Raw genomic sequence first — 15,779 nt, forward strand, 5'->3', positions numbered from 1 at the left:
TACCTCTCACGGCCCGTTTGGATTCCCAAGCGGGCCGTTTGTTTTGATAAAGTAGCTGTTACTTTTCGCGTGATTTATTCAGGACATCCTTATGGCTGAGCAGCAAATCAAGGTCGCGGTGCTGGGAGGTGGCAGTTTCGGTACGGCGCTTGCCAGCATCGCGGCGGATAACGGTGCCCATGTGCGTCAATGGATGCGAGACGAAGCGCTGGTCGCACAAATTAATCAAGAGCACCGTAACGGTCGCTACTTGCCGCACTATGCGATGAATCCTGCCGTTCAAGCCTCAACGGACCTGCACACGGTGCTGGACGATGCCGAGCTTGTGCTTATCGCCATTCCCTCAAAGGCGTTTCGAAGCGTGGTGCAGGCCGCGAAACCTTGGCTAAAGGCCAGTCAAATTCTGGTCAGTACCACCAAAGGTATTGAACCGGATAGCTTTCTGCTGATGAGTCAGGTGTTAGCGGATGAAACCGGTTTTTCCCATATTGGCGTCATCGCAGGCCCCAACCTGGCCTCGGAAATAGCCGATAAGCAGCTAACGGCGACAGTGATTGCCAGTGCCGATGCGCTAACGCGCACCCGTGTGCAGCAAGCATTGGGCTGTCGCTACTTTCGTGTTTATGCCAGCAATGATCGCCACGGGGTGGAATTGGGCGGTGCACTTAAGAATATTTATGCCATTGCGGCGGGCATGGCCGCTGCGTTGGGGATGGGGGAAAATACCCGCAGCATGCTAATGACTCGGGCGCTGGCTGAAATGAGCCGCTTTGCCGTGGCCCAGGGGGCTAACCCCATGACATTCCTTGGCCTTGCCGGGGTGGGCGACTTGATTGTGACCTGCTCGTCGAACCTGTCGCGTAATTATCGCGTGGGGTATGCCATGGGCGAGGGGCGCAGCCTTGAAGAGGCTGTTTCCGCGCTTGGCCAAGTGGCTGAAGGTGTCAATACGGTTAAGCTGGTGTGCGCCAAGGCGCAGGAAATGGGCGTATATATGCCGCTTGCCGAAGGCCTCTCCCATGTTCTCTTCGGCGGTGTGCCTGCCCAGGAGATGGCGCGTACGCTGATGATGGGCGAGCAGAGCAGTGATGTAGAATTTATTCTGCCCCGCGAGGCAGTTCAGCAGGCCCATTTGGATAATCGAGGCTGGCATGAGTAGCTTATTCATTATGCGCCACGGAGAAGCCGCGCCCGGCTTTCCGGATAGCAAACGGCTGCTCACCCCGCAGGGGGAGCGCGAAGCCGCCATGATGGCGCAATGGCTGGCTGCACGCTTGGCAAAAGGGGAGCTTTTCGCACCGGTTCTCTATGCAAGCCCCTACGCCCGTGCGCAACAAACGGCACGTATTGTCGCTGAGGCATTAGGCTGTTCGCTAAGCACGCTGGACTTTATAACCCCAGAGGATGACCCGGCCAAGGTAAGCGATTGGTTGTTAACACAGCCAGACAGCGCGCCGATAATGCTGGTCAGCCATATGCCGTTGGTGGGCAACCTGACGGAACTGCTGGTGGAGGGCAGGCCGGGCCAGGGGCTGGGGTTCGACACCGCGGGCATTGCGGAGTTAGAGGCAGACGTATGGGCAGCAGGCTGCGCTCAGTTAGCGCGTTATATGTCGCCAGGTCAGTTGGCTTGAAAGAACCGTTTTAAAGTAATAAAAACGGCGGCCCCAAGGCCGCCGTTCGCGTTGCTGTACGAGCCAAACGTTGATGCTTACAGCAGCGCGTCGAGCTTCTCTTTTAACACGCCATTAACCTGCTGGGGGTTAGCCGTGCCGCGCGAGGCTTTCATTACCTGACCCACAAAGTAGCCAATCATCTTGCCGCGTTTTTCAGGTTCTGCGTCGCGATACTGCGCGACCTGAGCCGGGCTTTCAGAAATCACCTGGTCGATCATGGCTTCAATCGCGCCGGTATCAGTAACCTGTTTAAGCCCTTTGGCTTCGATGATGGCGTCGGCACTTTCGCCTTGGCCATTCCAGAGCGCCTGGAAGACCTGCTTGGCAGCTTTACCATTGATCGTATCGTCAATCACTCGGCTAAGTAACTCGCCCAGTTGGCGCGCCGATATCGGGCTGCTGTTGATGGCGAGGTTCTCACGGTTAAGCGCCCCGGAAAGCTCGCCCTGTACCCAGTTTGCGGCCTGCTTGGCATCACCGCAACCTTGGTGAACCTCCTCAAAGAACTCGGCCATTTCACGGCTGGCAGACAGCACCGCGGCGTCATAAGCAGAAAGGCCTAGCTCACTCTTGAAGCGCTCACGCTTGTCGGCGGGCAGTTCAGGCAACTGGCTGCGTAAGTGGTCCAGGTAAGCGTTATCAAGTACGACGGGGAGTAGGTCGGGGCAGGGGAAGTAGCGGTAGTCGTTGGCTTCCTCTTTGGTCCGCATGCTGCGGGTTTCATCGCGCTCAGGATCAAACAGGCGTGTTTCCTGGACAACGGTGCCACCGTCTTCGATGAGCTCAATCTGGCGCTCTACTTCAAACGCAATCGCCCGCTCGACAAAGCGGAACGAGTTAACGTTTTTGATCTCTGCCCGGGTGCCAAAGGCTTCCTGGCCTTTCGGGCGCACAGACACGTTCACATCGCAGCGCATTGAGCCTTCGGCCATATTGCCGTCGGAAATGCCCAGATACGTAACGATGGAGTGGATCGCTTTAAGATACGCGGCGGCTTCTTTGGCGCTGCGCATATCCGGCTCGGAAACGATCTCTAGCAGCGGAGTGCCTGCACGGTTTAAATCGATGCCGGTCATGCCTAAAAAGTCTTCGTGCAGCGACTTTCCAGCGTCTTCTTCCAGGTGCGCATGGTGAATGCGAATACGCTTGGTAGTATCGTCATCCAGGGTAATTTCCACGTCACCAGGGCCCACTATGGGCTGATACATCTGGCTGGTTTGATAGCCTTTGGGTAGGTCCGCGTAGAAGTAGTTTTTACGATCAAATACCGATACTTCAGCAATATCCGCATGGACCGCTAGACCAAACTGAACGGCCATGGCCACGGCCTGCTCGTTGAGCACAGGCAGCGTTCCTGGAAGGCCCAAATCAACCGCGCATGCCTGGGTATTTGGCTCGGCGCCAAACGCGGTAGAAGCACCAGAGAAAATCTTGGAGCGGGTAGCGAGCTGAACGTGGACTTCCAGCCCAATTACGGTTTCCCATTGCATTAGGCGTGCTCCTCGGCAATAGCAGGAAGTTGAAGGTGCCAGTCGGTCGCTTGTTGATACTGGTGCGCCACATTTAAAAGCTGCGCTTCAGCAAAGTGCGTACCCAGAATCTGTAAGCCTACTGGGCGGCCGCCGGCAAAGCCTGCGGGTACGCTGATGCCGGGGATGCCCGCCAGGTTCACGGCAATCGTATAAATATCCTGCAGATACATCGAGACCGGATCTTTTTTGGCACCCAGGTCAAAGGCCGGAGTCGGCGAGGCCGGGCCCATCAAGACGTCAACATCTTCAAACGCGTCTAAAAAGTCCTGGCGAATCAAGCGGCGAACTTTCTGCGCTTTGGTGTAGTAGGCGTCAAAAAAGCCTTCTGAAAGAGTATGCGTGCCAATCAGAATGCGTCGTTTGACCTCTTCACCGAAGCCTTCGGCACGGCTGCGCATGTAAAGATCGACTAAATCGACCGGCTCGTTGCAGCGGTGACCAAAGCGCACGCCGTCATAGCGCGACAGGTTGGAGGAAGCTTCCGCAGGGGCGATGACGTAGTAGGCCGGAATCGCATAGTGAGTATGCGGAAGGCTCACTTCGCGTACCGTCGCACCCAGTGACTCATACACGCTTACCGCATCACGCACGGCTTTTTCGACCTCGGGGTCTAGCCCATCACCAAAATACTCTTTTGGTAGGCCGATTTTTAGACCTGAAAGCGGCGCATTGAGGGTTTCGGTGTAGTCCGGCACACCGCGGGCGACGCTGGTGGAGTCGCGTACGTCGTGACCCGCAATCACGTTCATCAAATGCGCGCAGTCAGAAGCCGAGCGGGCCATGGGGCCTGCCTGGTCCAGGCTGGATGCGTAGGCAATGATGCCGTAGCGCGAAACGCGCCCGTAAGTGGGCTTCAACCCCGTAATGCCGCAAAAAGCCGCCGGCTGGCGAATAGAGCCGCCGGTATCGGTACCCATGGCCGCAGGCACAAGGCCGGCAGCGACTGCAGCAGCGCTTCCGCCGGAACTGCCGCCGGGAACAGCGGTTGAATCCCAAGGGTTTTTAACCGCACCGTAGTAGCTATTCTCATTGGAGGAGCCCATGGCGAACTCATCCATATTGGTTTTACCCAGGCTGATGGTGCCGGCCGCATTAAGCTTCTCTACGACGGTGGCATCATACGGCGCGATGAAGTTATCCAGCATTTTGGAGCCACAGCTGGTTTTTACATCGCGTGTACAAAAAATATCTTTTAACGCCAAAGGAATGCCGGTAAGCAGCCCGGCATTACCCGCTGCGCGTGCTTTATCGGCCGCTTCGGCCTGATTAAGCGCCTGTTCAGCGGTCACGGTAATAAAGCTGTTGATCTTGCTATCAGCTTTTTCAATTTTTTGTAAATAGTGCGAGGTTAACTCGCGGCTGGAAAACTCACCACTTTTTAAGGCGGCAGCGAGTTGCGTTAACGTTTTATCAAGCATGACCCGAAAGCTCCGTTCGAGAACGTATGAAAAGTGTGGAAACCGTCATTAAAACAGCCTTAAAAACACGGCTTTCTTACTCAACGACGCGGGGGACCAGATATAGGCCGTTTTCCACTGCCGGAGCACAACGCTGAAAGGTGTCGCGCTGGTTGGTTTCGGTTACTTCGTCCGCACGCAGGCGCTGGGTGGCATCCAATGGGTGTGAAAGCGGAGAAACTCCCTCTGTATCAATGCTTTGTAATTGGTCGACCATGTCCAAAATGCGGCTTAGATCGTCTACAAAGCCAATAGCCTGGTCATCGCTGACGGCGAGTCGGGCCAGGTGCGCAGCCCGGCGCACATGAGATTCTTCAAGCGCCATGATCGAAAATTCCTCGCTAAAACGTGAGATGGAACATATTCCGCGTTATACGGTATACAATCAGTCATCGAAAAAAACGTCTTGTGTAGCAGACGTGGAAAATAGCCGCAAAAGGTAGCACATTTTGACCTCCGCGGGCAGTGTTCAGCGCGACTCGTGCTTGCTGCCAAGGGGTTGCGGTGATACCGTTTGCATCCGCACAGGGTTCCCGGTCTGCACTAGGTAACAACATCCATGTTCAAACGTTTGAGGGGGCTGTTTTCCAGCGATCTGTCGATCGATCTGGGTACGGCCAACACACTGATTTATGTTCGCGGTCGTGGCATCGTGCTCGATGAACCGTCCGTTGTCGCCATTCGCCAGTCTGGCAGTATGCGTAGCGTGGCATCGGTAGGTGCCGACGCAAAGCGCATGCTGGGACGTACGCCTGGCAATATTACCGCCATCCGGCCCATGAAAGACGGCGTCATCGCCGACTTTACGGTCACCGAGCAGATGCTTCAGCACTTTATTCGTAAAGTGCACCAAAGCACCTTTCTGACGCCTAGCCCGCGCGTACTGGTATGCGTACCGTGCATGTCAACGCAGGTTGAACGGCGAGCGATCCGTGAATCGGCTGAAGGGGCTGGCGCCCGTGAAGTGTTCCTGATCGAAGAGCCAATGGCTGCTGCGATTGGCGCTGGGCTGCCAGTTGAGGAAGCGCAAGGTTCGATGGTGGTAGATATTGGTGGTGGTACCACCGAAATTGCCATTATTTCGCTTAATGGCGTGGTCTACTCAGAATCGATCCGCGTAGGCGGTGATCGTTTTGATGAGGCGATCACCGCGTACGTGCGCCGCCACTATGGCAGCTTGATTGGTGAAGCCACGGCTGAGCGAATCAAGGAAGAGATTGGTTGCGCCTACCCCGGTGGTGAGCTGCGTGAAATCGACGTCCGTGGGCGTAATTTAGCGGAAGGTATACCGCGCAGCTTCACGTTGAACTCGCACGAGATTCTGGAAGCGCTGCAGGAAACGCTTGGCTCGATTGTCGCCGCTATTAAAAGCGCACTTGAGCAGTCGCCCCCAGAGCTTGCTTCTGATATTGCGGAGCGCGGTTTGGTGTTAACAGGCGGTGGCGCGTTGCTGCGCGACCTCGATAAGCTGATTGCTGAAGAGACGGGATTGCCGGTCATCGTGGCCGAAGACCCACTTACCTGTGTGGCAAGAGGCGGCGGTAAAGCGCTTGAAATGATCGATCAGCACACTTTTGAGCTGCTCTCAAGCGACTGATTTTTAGCGGTTTATCGCGGGGGATTGCCTATTAAACCGCTATTTTCACACGGGTCGCTGCCGGGCTACCGGCTGTTTTTCTGCGTGCTGGCGGCAAGCGCCTTGATGTTTGCCGACCACCGATTTACACGCATGGAAGGCGTGCGCGCCCAAATGACGATGGTTGTTGCGCCTGTTCAATGGATTGTTAGCGTGCCTAGCGATCTATTGAATTGGGGCGCGCTCGCGCTGTCTGATCAGCAGGCATTGGTGGACGAAAACCGCCGACTGCGCGAACAAATTCTGACGCTGTCTCATCGTGGGCAGCGCATGGCCAACCTGACGGCTGAAAATACCGAGCTTCGTCATCTATTAAACGCCGCAGAACGGCGCCAAATTCCTTATATCAGTGCAGAGCTGCTTTCCCTGGATAATGACCCGTTTAGCCATCAAATGGTGGTTGATCGTGGGCATCGTAACGGGGCGTATGTTGGGCAGCCTGTGATTGATGCGTCGGGGCTGGTAGGCCAAGTGACAGCCGTTTCAGCGTACTCTAGTCGTGTGCTGTTGCTGGCAGATGCAAGCCACGCGCTGCCTGTTCAGATTAACCGTAACGGATTGCGCTTTATTGTCCAGGGGGCTGGTCGCTATGGCAGCGTCAATGTATTACACGTGCCAGACACGGCGGATATTCGGGAAGGCGATTTGCTCACCACCTCAGGGATTGCCGGTCGTTTTCCGCCGGGATACCCCGTTGCGCGCGTTACCAACGTTTATCATGACCCCGGTCAGCCATTTGCGCATGTAACGGCTGAACCTACTGCCCAGTTGCAGCGTGCTCGTCATTTCTTGCTGCTTTTCCCACCGCCGCGCGAAGACATCGAAGATTCAATTTGGGATGAGTCCATGGATATCTCAGCCAGCGCGATACATGCAGCCCAGCGCCTTGCGCCAACGGTACCTGCTGACCCTCAGGAGGTTCGCTAATGGCGCGCGCACCTGTTGTACCTTTGGTAGTGGTGTGGTTTAGCTTGATTCTGGCGCTGTGTTTGCAAGTCATGCCACTGGCCGAGGGGTGGCAAGTTTATCGGCCTGAATGGATCGGGCTGATGCTGATTTACTGGTGTATGCGTTCACCTGACCGAGTCGGTGTCTTCCATGGCTTTGTGCTTGGGCTGCTGCTTGACCTGATAGAGGGAACGGCGCTTGGCCAACATGCGCTGATATTGTCGTTATTAGCGTTTCTATGCGCCCTGGTGTATCCGCGCTTTCGAGCGTATTCACTGGTTCAACAGTCGCTATTGGTGCTGGTGCTGCTTGGCCTGGTGCAGTTAGTCGAACAGTGGTTACGTACCTTAACCGGGGAGTTCTCAATACACCTCTCTTTCCTGATGTCGGCGTTAATCAGTGCCTTTTTATGGCCATGGTTAGCTACCATGTTTAAGGCACTGGAAAGACGCTTACTGGGGTCTTAGGCATGCAGTCAACACTGGCTACTACATCATCGCCCCTGCTTTGTTTAGCGTCTGCTTCACCCAGGCGGCGAGACCTGCTGGCGTCCATTGGGGTGACGGTGAGTGTTATACCCAGCGATGTAGATGAAACGCCGAAACAGGGAGAGTCAGCAGCGGCTTATGTAAAGCGTCTTGCGGTTGCCAAGGCCTTGGCCGCTGCGCCGAAGACGCTGTTACCGGTGCTTGGGTCGGATACCGCCGTAGTGGTAGACGGTACTATTCTGGGCAAGCCGGTTAATGCAGAAGATGCCGCCGCCATGCTGAGGCAGTTGTCGAATCGGACACATCAGGTGCTGACGGCGGTGGCTGTTACAGGGCCCAAGGGGGTGCTGTGTTGTTGCGTAACGACGGACGTCAAGATGCGACAGATCACCGCTCAGGAAATTAGCGATTACTGGTTAACGGGTGAGCCAGCGGACAAGGCGGGCGGATATGCCATACAAGGCTTGGCCGCCATTTTTGTCGAAGAAATCAAGGGTAGCCACTCTGCCGTTGTGGGTTTGCCGCTTTATGAAACGGCGCAGTTGCTTGGCCAGCAGGGAGTGCCTATTTGGATGGGGCATTAATACTCGCACACTTATTCGTCGTCTCATGCCCCCTGTAACGGGTGTGATATACGTGAACCGAGAAGGAATTTTGCATGAGCGGTGAAGTCCTCATCAATTTAACGCCCATGGAAACACGGGTTGCGCTCGTTGAAAATGGCGTTTTGCAAGAGGCGCTTATAGAGCGCTCACGGCGACGTGGCATTGTAGGTAATATCTACAAAGGCAAAGTGGTTCGCGTATTGCCTGGCATGCAGGCTGCCTTTGTCGATATTGGCCTTGAGCGCGCGGCGTTTATCCATGCCCATGAAGTTATGCCCTCCGGGACGCCCGTTGATGAGCAGCAAACCATTGGGCAATTATTGCACGAGGGGCAAGCGCTGGTCGTACAGGTAACCAAGGACCCCATTGGTACGAAAGGGGCGCGTCTTACCACGCACCTCTCTATTCCCTCTCGTTACCTGGTGTATATGCCCGACTCTCCTCATCATGGGGTTTCGCAGCGCATTGAAGATGAGCGTGAACGCGAGCGCCTGAAGGCCCTGCTGGATAGCAGCATTACTGAGCAAACATTGGAAGTGACCGGCGGCTTTATCGTACGCACGGCCGCTGAAGGCGTCGGCGATGAGGAACTGGCGGGCGATATGCACTTTTTGCTGCGTATCTGGCGTAAAGTTACCGAACGCAAAATTAGCGCGGCGCCGTCCAACGTCATTTACGACGACTTGCCGCTGTTTATGCGTACCTTGCGGGATGTGATGCGTGATGACATCGAGAAAGTGCGTATCGATTCTCGGGAAAATTTTGTCAAGCTGGTCGAATTTGCCGAAGAGTTTATGCCCTATGCCGTGGATAGAATTGAGTACTACCCAGGCGAGCGGCCCATTTTTGATCTCTATAGTGTAGAAGATGAGATTCAGAAGGCGCTGGGCCGCAAGGTGCAACTGAAGTCAGGCGGATATCTGGTCATTGACCCGACCGAGGCGATGACAACAATTGATGTCAATACGGGGGGGTACGTTGGGCACCGCAACCTCGAAGAGACCATTTTCAAGACCAACCTTGAGGCAGCAACGGCCATTGCCCGCCAGCTTCGGTTACGCAATCTGGGCGGTATTATCATCATCGATTTTATCGATATGGCGGAGGTAGAGCATCAGCGCCAGGTTATTCGTGTGCTTGAAAAAGCGCTGGAGCGTGATCATGCCAAGACCAAATGCACCGGTGTTACCGAGTTAGGGCTTGTGCAACTGACGCGCAAGCGTACTCGTGAGAGCCTTGAGCAAACGTTGTGCGATGCCTGTCCTACCTGTAGCGGACGCGGCACGCTCAAAACCCCTGAAACGGTGTGCTACGAGATCTTCCGCGAGATTCTGCGTGAAGAACGCGCCTATAGCCCTGAAACGTATACCGTGCTTGCTTCCCAGGCCGTCGTTGATAGGCTGCTGGATGAGGAGTCGGCGGCAGTGGCAGACTTGGAAACGTTTATTAATAAAACGATTCGTTTTCAGGTGGAGCAACACTACTCACAAGAGCAGTACGACATTGTGTTGATGTGATGCCATGACGATCCGCTCGCTGACGCGTTGGAGTTTACTTCTGCTTGCCTGGGGACTGGGCGGTATTGCGGTAATAGCGCTGCTTTTCCGGCTCATGGTCAGTCAGGCAGATACTTTGACGCCGCATGTTGAGGCTTTTTTGGAAGCTCAGATTGGTGTGCCGGTAACGATTGAAAATCTCTCCTTTTCAATGGCGCGTAGTGAGTTGATCGTGGAGCTTGAAGGCTTTGGGGCCGAAACGCCGAGCGGTCAGCCGCTTTTTTCACTGCGCCAAGCCGAGCTGCGCTTGGATATTGGCGCATCGCTACGTAATCTCTTGCCTATCTTTAGCGATATCAGATTACATCAAACCGAATTTCACCTTTATCAAGGAGTGAACGATGTTTGGCAATGGCCCGAGCCTGCCAAGCTGCCGGTGCATATAGCGCCAGAGCCGGATGTTGACTTGCCAACCATCGATGCCTGGACGGAATGGGTATTACGCCAGCAAATCTGGATTGATGACACACGTGTTGTACTACACGGCAAGCAAGAGCGCGTCATGCTCGAAGCTCCTGCGCTGTTATTAGCCGGCAATCAGCAAGGGGCAAAACTTCAGGGTACGGTCGACGTTCTTGATTCGGAGCGTAGCGAAGCGCCACCAATACCCGCTGTACAGCTACTAGCGGAAATGCAGCCGGGCCGAGATGGCCTGAACGACTTCTCTGCCACGTTGAAGCTGGAGGCCCAGTTTGATCAGTTACTGACGCTGGTTGAGCTGTTTCGGCCAGAACATGTGCCGAACCTGGAGCAGGCCGGAGGCGATGCACGCGTGTGGGGCCGCTGGTATGAAGGCGGGCTTCAGGAGGTGCGCCTTGCCATCGATATCCCTGAGCTAGTGCTGCGCCAGGATATTCAGTTCGCCGTGCTAAGAAACATACAAGCACAGGGTGAGTGGCAACGCGAAGGAGAGGGCGGTGAAGCATGGTTAAGCGGTAACGCAGAGAGTGTTGACTGGGCTGAACCTGGCGAGGCGATAGAAGGCCCGGCACTTCCGCATCACTGGTACCTGTCTCATCGGCCAGGCCAGTGGGCGCTGCGTACCAGTGCTTTTGAGCTGGCTTCGCTCACTGCTTGGCGAGACTACGTATTGTTACCCGAATCCGTGACGCGTGTACTGGAAACGCTGGCTCCGAGGGGGCGGGTGCAAGGACTGAGCTTGGGCCAGAAGGAGGGTAGTTGGGAGGTCGATGCGGCGTTAACCAATGTCGAAGTATCGCCCTGGGAAGGCGCGCCAGGTGGCGGCCCCATGGATGCCTGGGTTCAGGCTCGGGACTCCCGTGGCCGGGTGACGTTTAATAGTGCCGGTGACAGTTCGCTCTATTTCCCCGACTTGTTCACCGAACCCATGCAGCTTCAGCAGGCTGAGGGCATCGTAGAGTGGGTCTACGATGGGCCTAATACGATGGTCAGCGGCCGTCAAATTAACGTGGATTGGGACGATGCCCAGATAAGCGGTGGGTTTGGGTTAGTGGTTGCAGAGGAGACAGGTCGGTTCGGACTGGATATCGATTTTGCCAATGTCGATGCGCTTGAGCGCCCTCTGGGTCAATGGCTGCCCTTGCATGTATTCGATGAGGAACTGCGTGACTGGCTGTTAGATGATATTGGCGGCAAGGTGCCTAATGGTTCGCTCAAACTGAGCCTGCCTATCGAGAGCGACATTAGCGCTGATGATATATCCGCAACGCTGGCACTTAAGATAACCGAAGGGCATTTGCCTATTGCCCCCGGCTGGCCTCGCCTGGAGGATGTTGAAGGGCGTTTAACGTGGCAAAATCAGGTGCTTGAAGCGCGGGTTGAGCATGCCCAGAGTCGCGGTATAACCGCTTCACAAGGCGAGCTGACCATGCAAGATGAGATACTCAATGTGTCGGGTAACCTGCATGGCGATGGCTCCGCCCTGATTGCATTTTTAACATCGATACCTGATGTCGATATGAATATTCTCAACGACCTTCAGGCTGAAGGCGAGGTAGAGGCTGATTTAGCCATATCGCTACCTCTAGAAGCGCCAGATAATTTCCAACTGGAAGTCAATGCAGTCCCTGCGCTCACCCGTATCGCTTACGCCCCCGTGGGCGGGGCGCTTCAGGCGGTAAAGGGCCAGTTAACCTGGCAGCAGTACGGTGACAGTATGGCGCTAATAGGCAGTGTCGATGGACAGCTATTGGGCGGCGATATTAGTGCCGACATGCATACCCAGCGAGACGGTATCCGCTTGCGGGGGCAAACGCCGGTGGCGTCACTTTTCTCATTGGTGGATATACCTGCCGAGCAAGGCAAGCAGCTGCTTGATGGAACGATGCAGTGGCAAGGGCGCGTAACGCTTGAGCCAAGCCCTGCGCTATCTCTAGAAAGCCAGCTTGAAGGGGTGCGTCTTGATCTGCCTGAACCTTTTGCCAAGGCAGCAGGCGAGCCTTGGCCCTGGACGCTTAATGCTGATTTCGACAGTGGCCGGGTGGAGAGTCGCTTGGCCGATATCGCGCATTTACGCTTAAAGGATCGGTTAGGTGACGTGTCAGGCAACCTGCATGTGGCGGATACCGAGGTAAGCGCACCCGAGTGGCCGATGCAGTCAGGCTTTCGCTTACAGGCAAACCTTCCTCGCATTGACCCGATGGCGTGGCAACAGGCCGTCGCTCCACTGTTTCGAGGCGACCAGGGTGTGGGCGGTGATCTAACCGCTCAACTATCCGGTCAGCATCCGCCGTTGGAGTTTTCCCTGGATACCGCTTGCCTTGTCTATCAGCAAGCATGCGCTGGTGGTGCGGCATTAATCGGCAGTGTACAGAATGGCACAGTTACCGCAGCGCTTGAGAGCGACTTGGTAACGGGGCATCTTCGCTATCAGCAAGCAGCTCAGCACCCTCTGGATATCACCATTAGCCAGTTAGCACTGGATCGGCTGACTGATTTGGCAGATACGAGCGGTGAGTCAGAAACGACCTCGCCGGATTCATGGCTCGGTGAAGTGGAGACACAGCACACAGTGCCTGCGGCTATTCCTGAGTGGCTGGCTGAGGTGCCCGATGGGCGGCTTCGGCTGTCGGAAATGAGCATGGGGGAAAGCCGTTTCGGGCCTTTATCCGCCTATTGGCACACTGAACCAGGCCGGTTTTCGCTAATGCCGGTTGGGTTAACGCTTGGGCAACTTTCTGCTCGTGGTGAACTCTATTGGGAGGGCGATGCTTCGACCAGTCGAACCCAGGCCAATATTTCCATCGAAGGCGGCGATGTAGGTACCGCTCTTGAGCGCATGGATCAACCCGTTGCCTTACGCAGCCGACGTACTACCGCAACCGCCAATCTTGGCTGGGCGGGCGCACCATGGCAGTTCTCGTTAAATCAGGCGCAGGGCGATATAGACATCGACATGCAGGATGGGCGCTTTATGCATCTGGACTCTGCACCGGTGCGCCTCGTTGGCCTGCTGAATTTCGATAATATATTGCGTCGATTGCGGTTGGATTTTTCTGACGTCACCGGCACGGGCACCGCTTTTGATCGCGTTGACGGCACGGCAGATGTCGAAAATGGCCAGCTTTCGTTGAGCGAGCCATTGCAAATTAAAGCACCTGCCGCCAACTTAACCCTAACCGGTAATGTTAACTTGCTTCATCGAGAGCTTGATTTGCGCCTTGGCGTTGTGATGCCGGTGACGCAAACACTGCCCATTGCCGCCATTGCGGTGGGCGCTCCTGTTGTAGGTGGCGCACTATTTATTGCTGATCAGCTTTTTGGCAGCGCTCTGGACCGAGCGACGACCATTCATTATCGCGCGCGAGGCCCCTGGACTTCGCCGCAGGTTACTTTAGAAGGCTCCGAATGACCGCATTTAAGAGCGATATAGACTCCGCCGTTTCCATTCTTCTTACGCCGGGTGGCTTGGATCTTGGTGGGCTTGATAAAGGCCTTGAGTACGCCATGGGCGCGGGTGTGGATTACGCTGATCTCTACTTTCAGCGCACCTGGACAGAGGGCTGGGTGTTGGAAGATGGTGAGGTAAAAGAGGCAAGTTACAACATTGATGGCGGTGTGGGCGTCCGCTCCCTGGCCGGAGAAAAAACCGGCTTTGCCTACTCCAATCAGATTAGTGCGGATGCGCTTATCGATACCGGGCGCACGGCCTCAGGCATTGTGCGTAGTGGCAAGCGCCTGCCTGGGCAAGCCGTTAAGCCGGTTTCAGTGGCCCCTTTTTACGCTGGTGTTGATCCTTTAGCGGGGCTGACTGCTGAAGAGAAGGTCGCCATGCTAAAAGAAGCTGATCGCATCGCTCGCGCGGCTGACCCTAGCGTTTCTCAGGTAAGCGCCTCGCTTTCTGGCACTTACGAAGTGGTTCTGGTGCGTGCCAGTGATGGCACCTTGGCCGCAGATATTCGCCCGCTGGTGCGCTTTAACGTTAGCGTAATTGCCGTGAAAAATGGCCGCAGAGAGCGCGGCAGTGCAGGCGGTGGCGGACGCTACTCCATGGCTCGCCTGCGTAACGAAGGTGTTGCCGAGCGATACGCAAAAGAGGCTGTGCGCCAAGCGCTCGTCAATCTTGAGGCGGTCGACGCGCCAGCCGGGCAAATGCAGGTGGTACTGGCTTCTGGCTGGCCGGGTATTTTGCTGCACGAAGCCGTCGGCCATGGACTGGAAGGTGATTTCAACCGTAAAGGCAGTTCGGCATTCTCGGGTCGTATGGGGCAACGCGTAGCTGCCAAGGGTGTGACGGTGGTCGATGATGCCACGATTGCTGATGGTCGCGGCTCGTTAAGTGTCGATGACGAGGGTACGCCCGGGCAAAACACGCCGTTGATTGAAGACGGCATTCTTACTGGCTATATGCAGGACAAGCTGAATGCCCGATTAATGAACATGGCGCCAACCGGTAATGCTCGCCGCGAGTCGTTTGCGCATTTGCCCATGCCGCGCATGACCAATACGGTCATGCTGGCAGGTCAGGATGCACCCGAGGATATTATCAAAAGCGTCAAGAAAGGGATTTACGCTGTTAGCTTCGGTGGCGGCCAAGTGGATATCACCTCGGGCAAATTTGTATTCTCCGCCAGCGAAGCCTACCTGATTGAGGATGGGCGTATTACGGTGCCCGTTAAGGGTGCCACGCTGATTGGTAATGGGCCGGAGGCGATGGGACGTGTCTCCATGATCGGCCACGATATGGCGCTGGATACAGGCATTGGCGTGTGTGGCAAAGAGGGTCAAGGCGTACCGGTTGGGGTGGGTCAGCCCACACTAAAACTGGATGAGCTAACCGTAGGCGGTACGCAGTCCTCGTAAGTGTTAAAGCGCCAGCGTGTCGCGTAGAAGTTTGAACAGCTTACGCGAGCTGGCGGGTGGTTTGTCCTGATCGCGCTCACGCTGAGCGTTGCGAACTAACTGACGTAGCGCTTGGCGATCCGCGTTGGGATAGTCTGCCATAAACTGGTCAACGGCAGGATCGCCTTCTCCAATAAGCCGGTCCCGCCACTTTTCAAGACGATGAAAGGCATGGTCGCGCTGCTCTTTTTCCTGCTCAATTGAGTCAAAGACACCTTGAATCGCGGTCAGGTCCTCTTTGCGAACCAGCTTGCCGACATACTGCATATGACGGCGGCGCCCTTCGTGGGAGCGAATACGAGAGGTCTCTTCGATAGCGCGCAGCATGTCGTCGGAGAGAGGAAAGCGGGCACGCTCAGCTGGTTTCATGGCGATTAAGGTTTCGCCGAGCGCTTGGAGCGCATGCATTTCGCGTTTGAGCTGCGACTTGCTGGGGCGCTCTTCGGGTTCTTGAGTATCAAGGGGCTCGGGGCGTTTCTTCGGCATAGTAAGGCTCACAGACAAGATTCGTTGGCAGCATTATATCAGGCTGCGACAAGAACATTGATTCGGCGATGAG

The 15,779-nt window shown here is 55.7% G+C and carries 13 protein-coding genes; 9 read left to right on the forward strand and 4 right to left on the reverse strand.

Annotated features, from left to right (window positions below; all coding sequences use genetic code 11):
• Positions 1 to 91: 91 nt before the first annotated feature.
• Positions 92 to 1,159 carry an NAD(P)H-dependent glycerol-3-phosphate dehydrogenase gene (locus tag ACT3T7_RS03200; RefSeq protein WP_441677023.1) on the forward strand — a complete coding sequence of 356 codons (1,068 nt, stop codon included), beginning with the start codon at positions 92 to 94 and terminating at the stop codon, positions 1,157 to 1,159.
• A complete protein-coding gene (gene sixA / locus ACT3T7_RS03205) occupies positions 1,152 to 1,634 on the forward strand; it encodes a phosphohistidine phosphatase SixA (RefSeq protein WP_444630077.1) in 483 nt (160 codons plus the stop codon). The genes ACT3T7_RS03200 and sixA overlap by 8 nt, the downstream gene beginning before the upstream one ends.
• Positions 1,635 to 1,711: 77 nt before the next feature.
• Here the strand turns inward: sixA and gatB are convergent, their stop codons facing one another.
• The 3 genes from gatB to gatC all read right to left on the reverse strand — a co-directional run bounded on the left by gatB (position 1,712) and on the right by gatC (position 4,990).
• Complete coding sequence (gene gatB, locus ACT3T7_RS03210) at positions 1,712 to 3,166, reverse strand: Asp-tRNA(Asn)/Glu-tRNA(Gln) amidotransferase subunit GatB (protein WP_172116296.1); 1,455 nt, start codon at positions 3,164 to 3,166, stop codon at positions 1,712 to 1,714.
• Positions 3,166 to 4,626, reverse strand: coding sequence for an Asp-tRNA(Asn)/Glu-tRNA(Gln) amidotransferase subunit GatA (gatA, locus tag ACT3T7_RS03215; protein ID WP_172116297.1), 1,461 nt, complete (start codon positions 4,624 to 4,626; stop codon positions 3,166 to 3,168). Before gatA ends, gatB begins: the two co-directional genes overlap by 1 nt.
• A gap of 76 nt (positions 4,627 to 4,702) precedes the next feature.
• Positions 4,703 to 4,990, reverse strand: coding sequence for an Asp-tRNA(Asn)/Glu-tRNA(Gln) amidotransferase subunit GatC (gene gatC, locus ACT3T7_RS03220; protein WP_087109458.1), 288 nt, complete (start codon positions 4,988 to 4,990; stop codon positions 4,703 to 4,705).
• A gap of 234 nt (positions 4,991 to 5,224) precedes the next feature.
• On the opposite strand from gatC, the gene ACT3T7_RS03225 reads away from it, so the two are divergent.
• The 7 genes from ACT3T7_RS03225 to tldD all read left to right on the forward strand — a co-directional run bounded on the left by ACT3T7_RS03225 (position 5,225) and on the right by tldD (position 15,181).
• Complete coding sequence (locus tag ACT3T7_RS03225) at positions 5,225 to 6,262, forward strand: rod shape-determining protein (RefSeq protein WP_172116298.1); 1,038 nt, start codon at positions 5,225 to 5,227, stop codon at positions 6,260 to 6,262.
• 24 nt (positions 6,263 to 6,286) lie between these two features.
• Positions 6,287 to 7,228, forward strand: a complete 942-nt coding sequence (gene mreC, locus ACT3T7_RS03230) for a rod shape-determining protein MreC (RefSeq protein WP_444630078.1) — start codon at positions 6,287 to 6,289, stop codon at positions 7,226 to 7,228.
• Positions 7,228 to 7,716 (forward strand): rod shape-determining protein MreD, encoded by a 489-nt coding sequence (mreD, locus tag ACT3T7_RS03235; protein ID WP_444630079.1) that lies wholly within the window; start codon positions 7,228 to 7,230, stop codon positions 7,714 to 7,716. Before mreC ends, mreD begins: the two co-directional genes overlap by 1 nt.
• Before the next feature lie 2 nt (positions 7,717 to 7,718).
• Positions 7,719 to 8,321, forward strand: coding sequence for a Maf family protein (locus tag ACT3T7_RS03240; protein WP_444630080.1), 603 nt, complete (start codon positions 7,719 to 7,721; stop codon positions 8,319 to 8,321).
• Between the two features lie 74 nt (positions 8,322 to 8,395).
• A complete protein-coding gene (rng, locus tag ACT3T7_RS03245) occupies positions 8,396 to 9,859 on the forward strand; it encodes a ribonuclease G (RefSeq protein WP_193053815.1) in 1,464 nt (487 codons plus the stop codon).
• Between the two features lie 4 nt (positions 9,860 to 9,863).
• Positions 9,864 to 13,730 (forward strand): YhdP family phospholipid transporter, encoded by a 3,867-nt coding sequence (locus ACT3T7_RS03250; RefSeq protein WP_444630081.1) that lies wholly within the window; start codon positions 9,864 to 9,866, stop codon positions 13,728 to 13,730.
• The gene (gene tldD, locus ACT3T7_RS03255) at positions 13,727 to 15,181 is read left to right on the forward strand and encodes a metalloprotease TldD (protein WP_444630082.1); all 1,455 of its coding nucleotides are present in this window, start codon (positions 13,727 to 13,729) and stop codon (positions 15,179 to 15,181) included. Before ACT3T7_RS03250 ends, tldD begins: the two co-directional genes overlap by 4 nt.
• A 3-nt stretch (positions 15,182 to 15,184) precedes the next feature.
• Here the strand turns inward: tldD and yjgA are convergent, their stop codons facing one another.
• On the reverse strand, positions 15,185 to 15,706 hold the full coding sequence (gene yjgA / locus ACT3T7_RS03260; RefSeq protein ID WP_192526324.1) for a ribosome biogenesis factor YjgA: 522 nt from the start codon (positions 15,704 to 15,706) through the stop codon (positions 15,185 to 15,187).
• Between the last annotated feature and the right edge of the window lie 73 nt (positions 15,707 to 15,779).

The sequence above is a fragment of the Halomonas sp. 111 genome, from assembly GCF_052379685.1.
GTDB classification, from domain to species: Bacteria; Pseudomonadota; Gammaproteobacteria; order Pseudomonadales; family Halomonadaceae; genus Vreelandella; species Vreelandella citrativorans.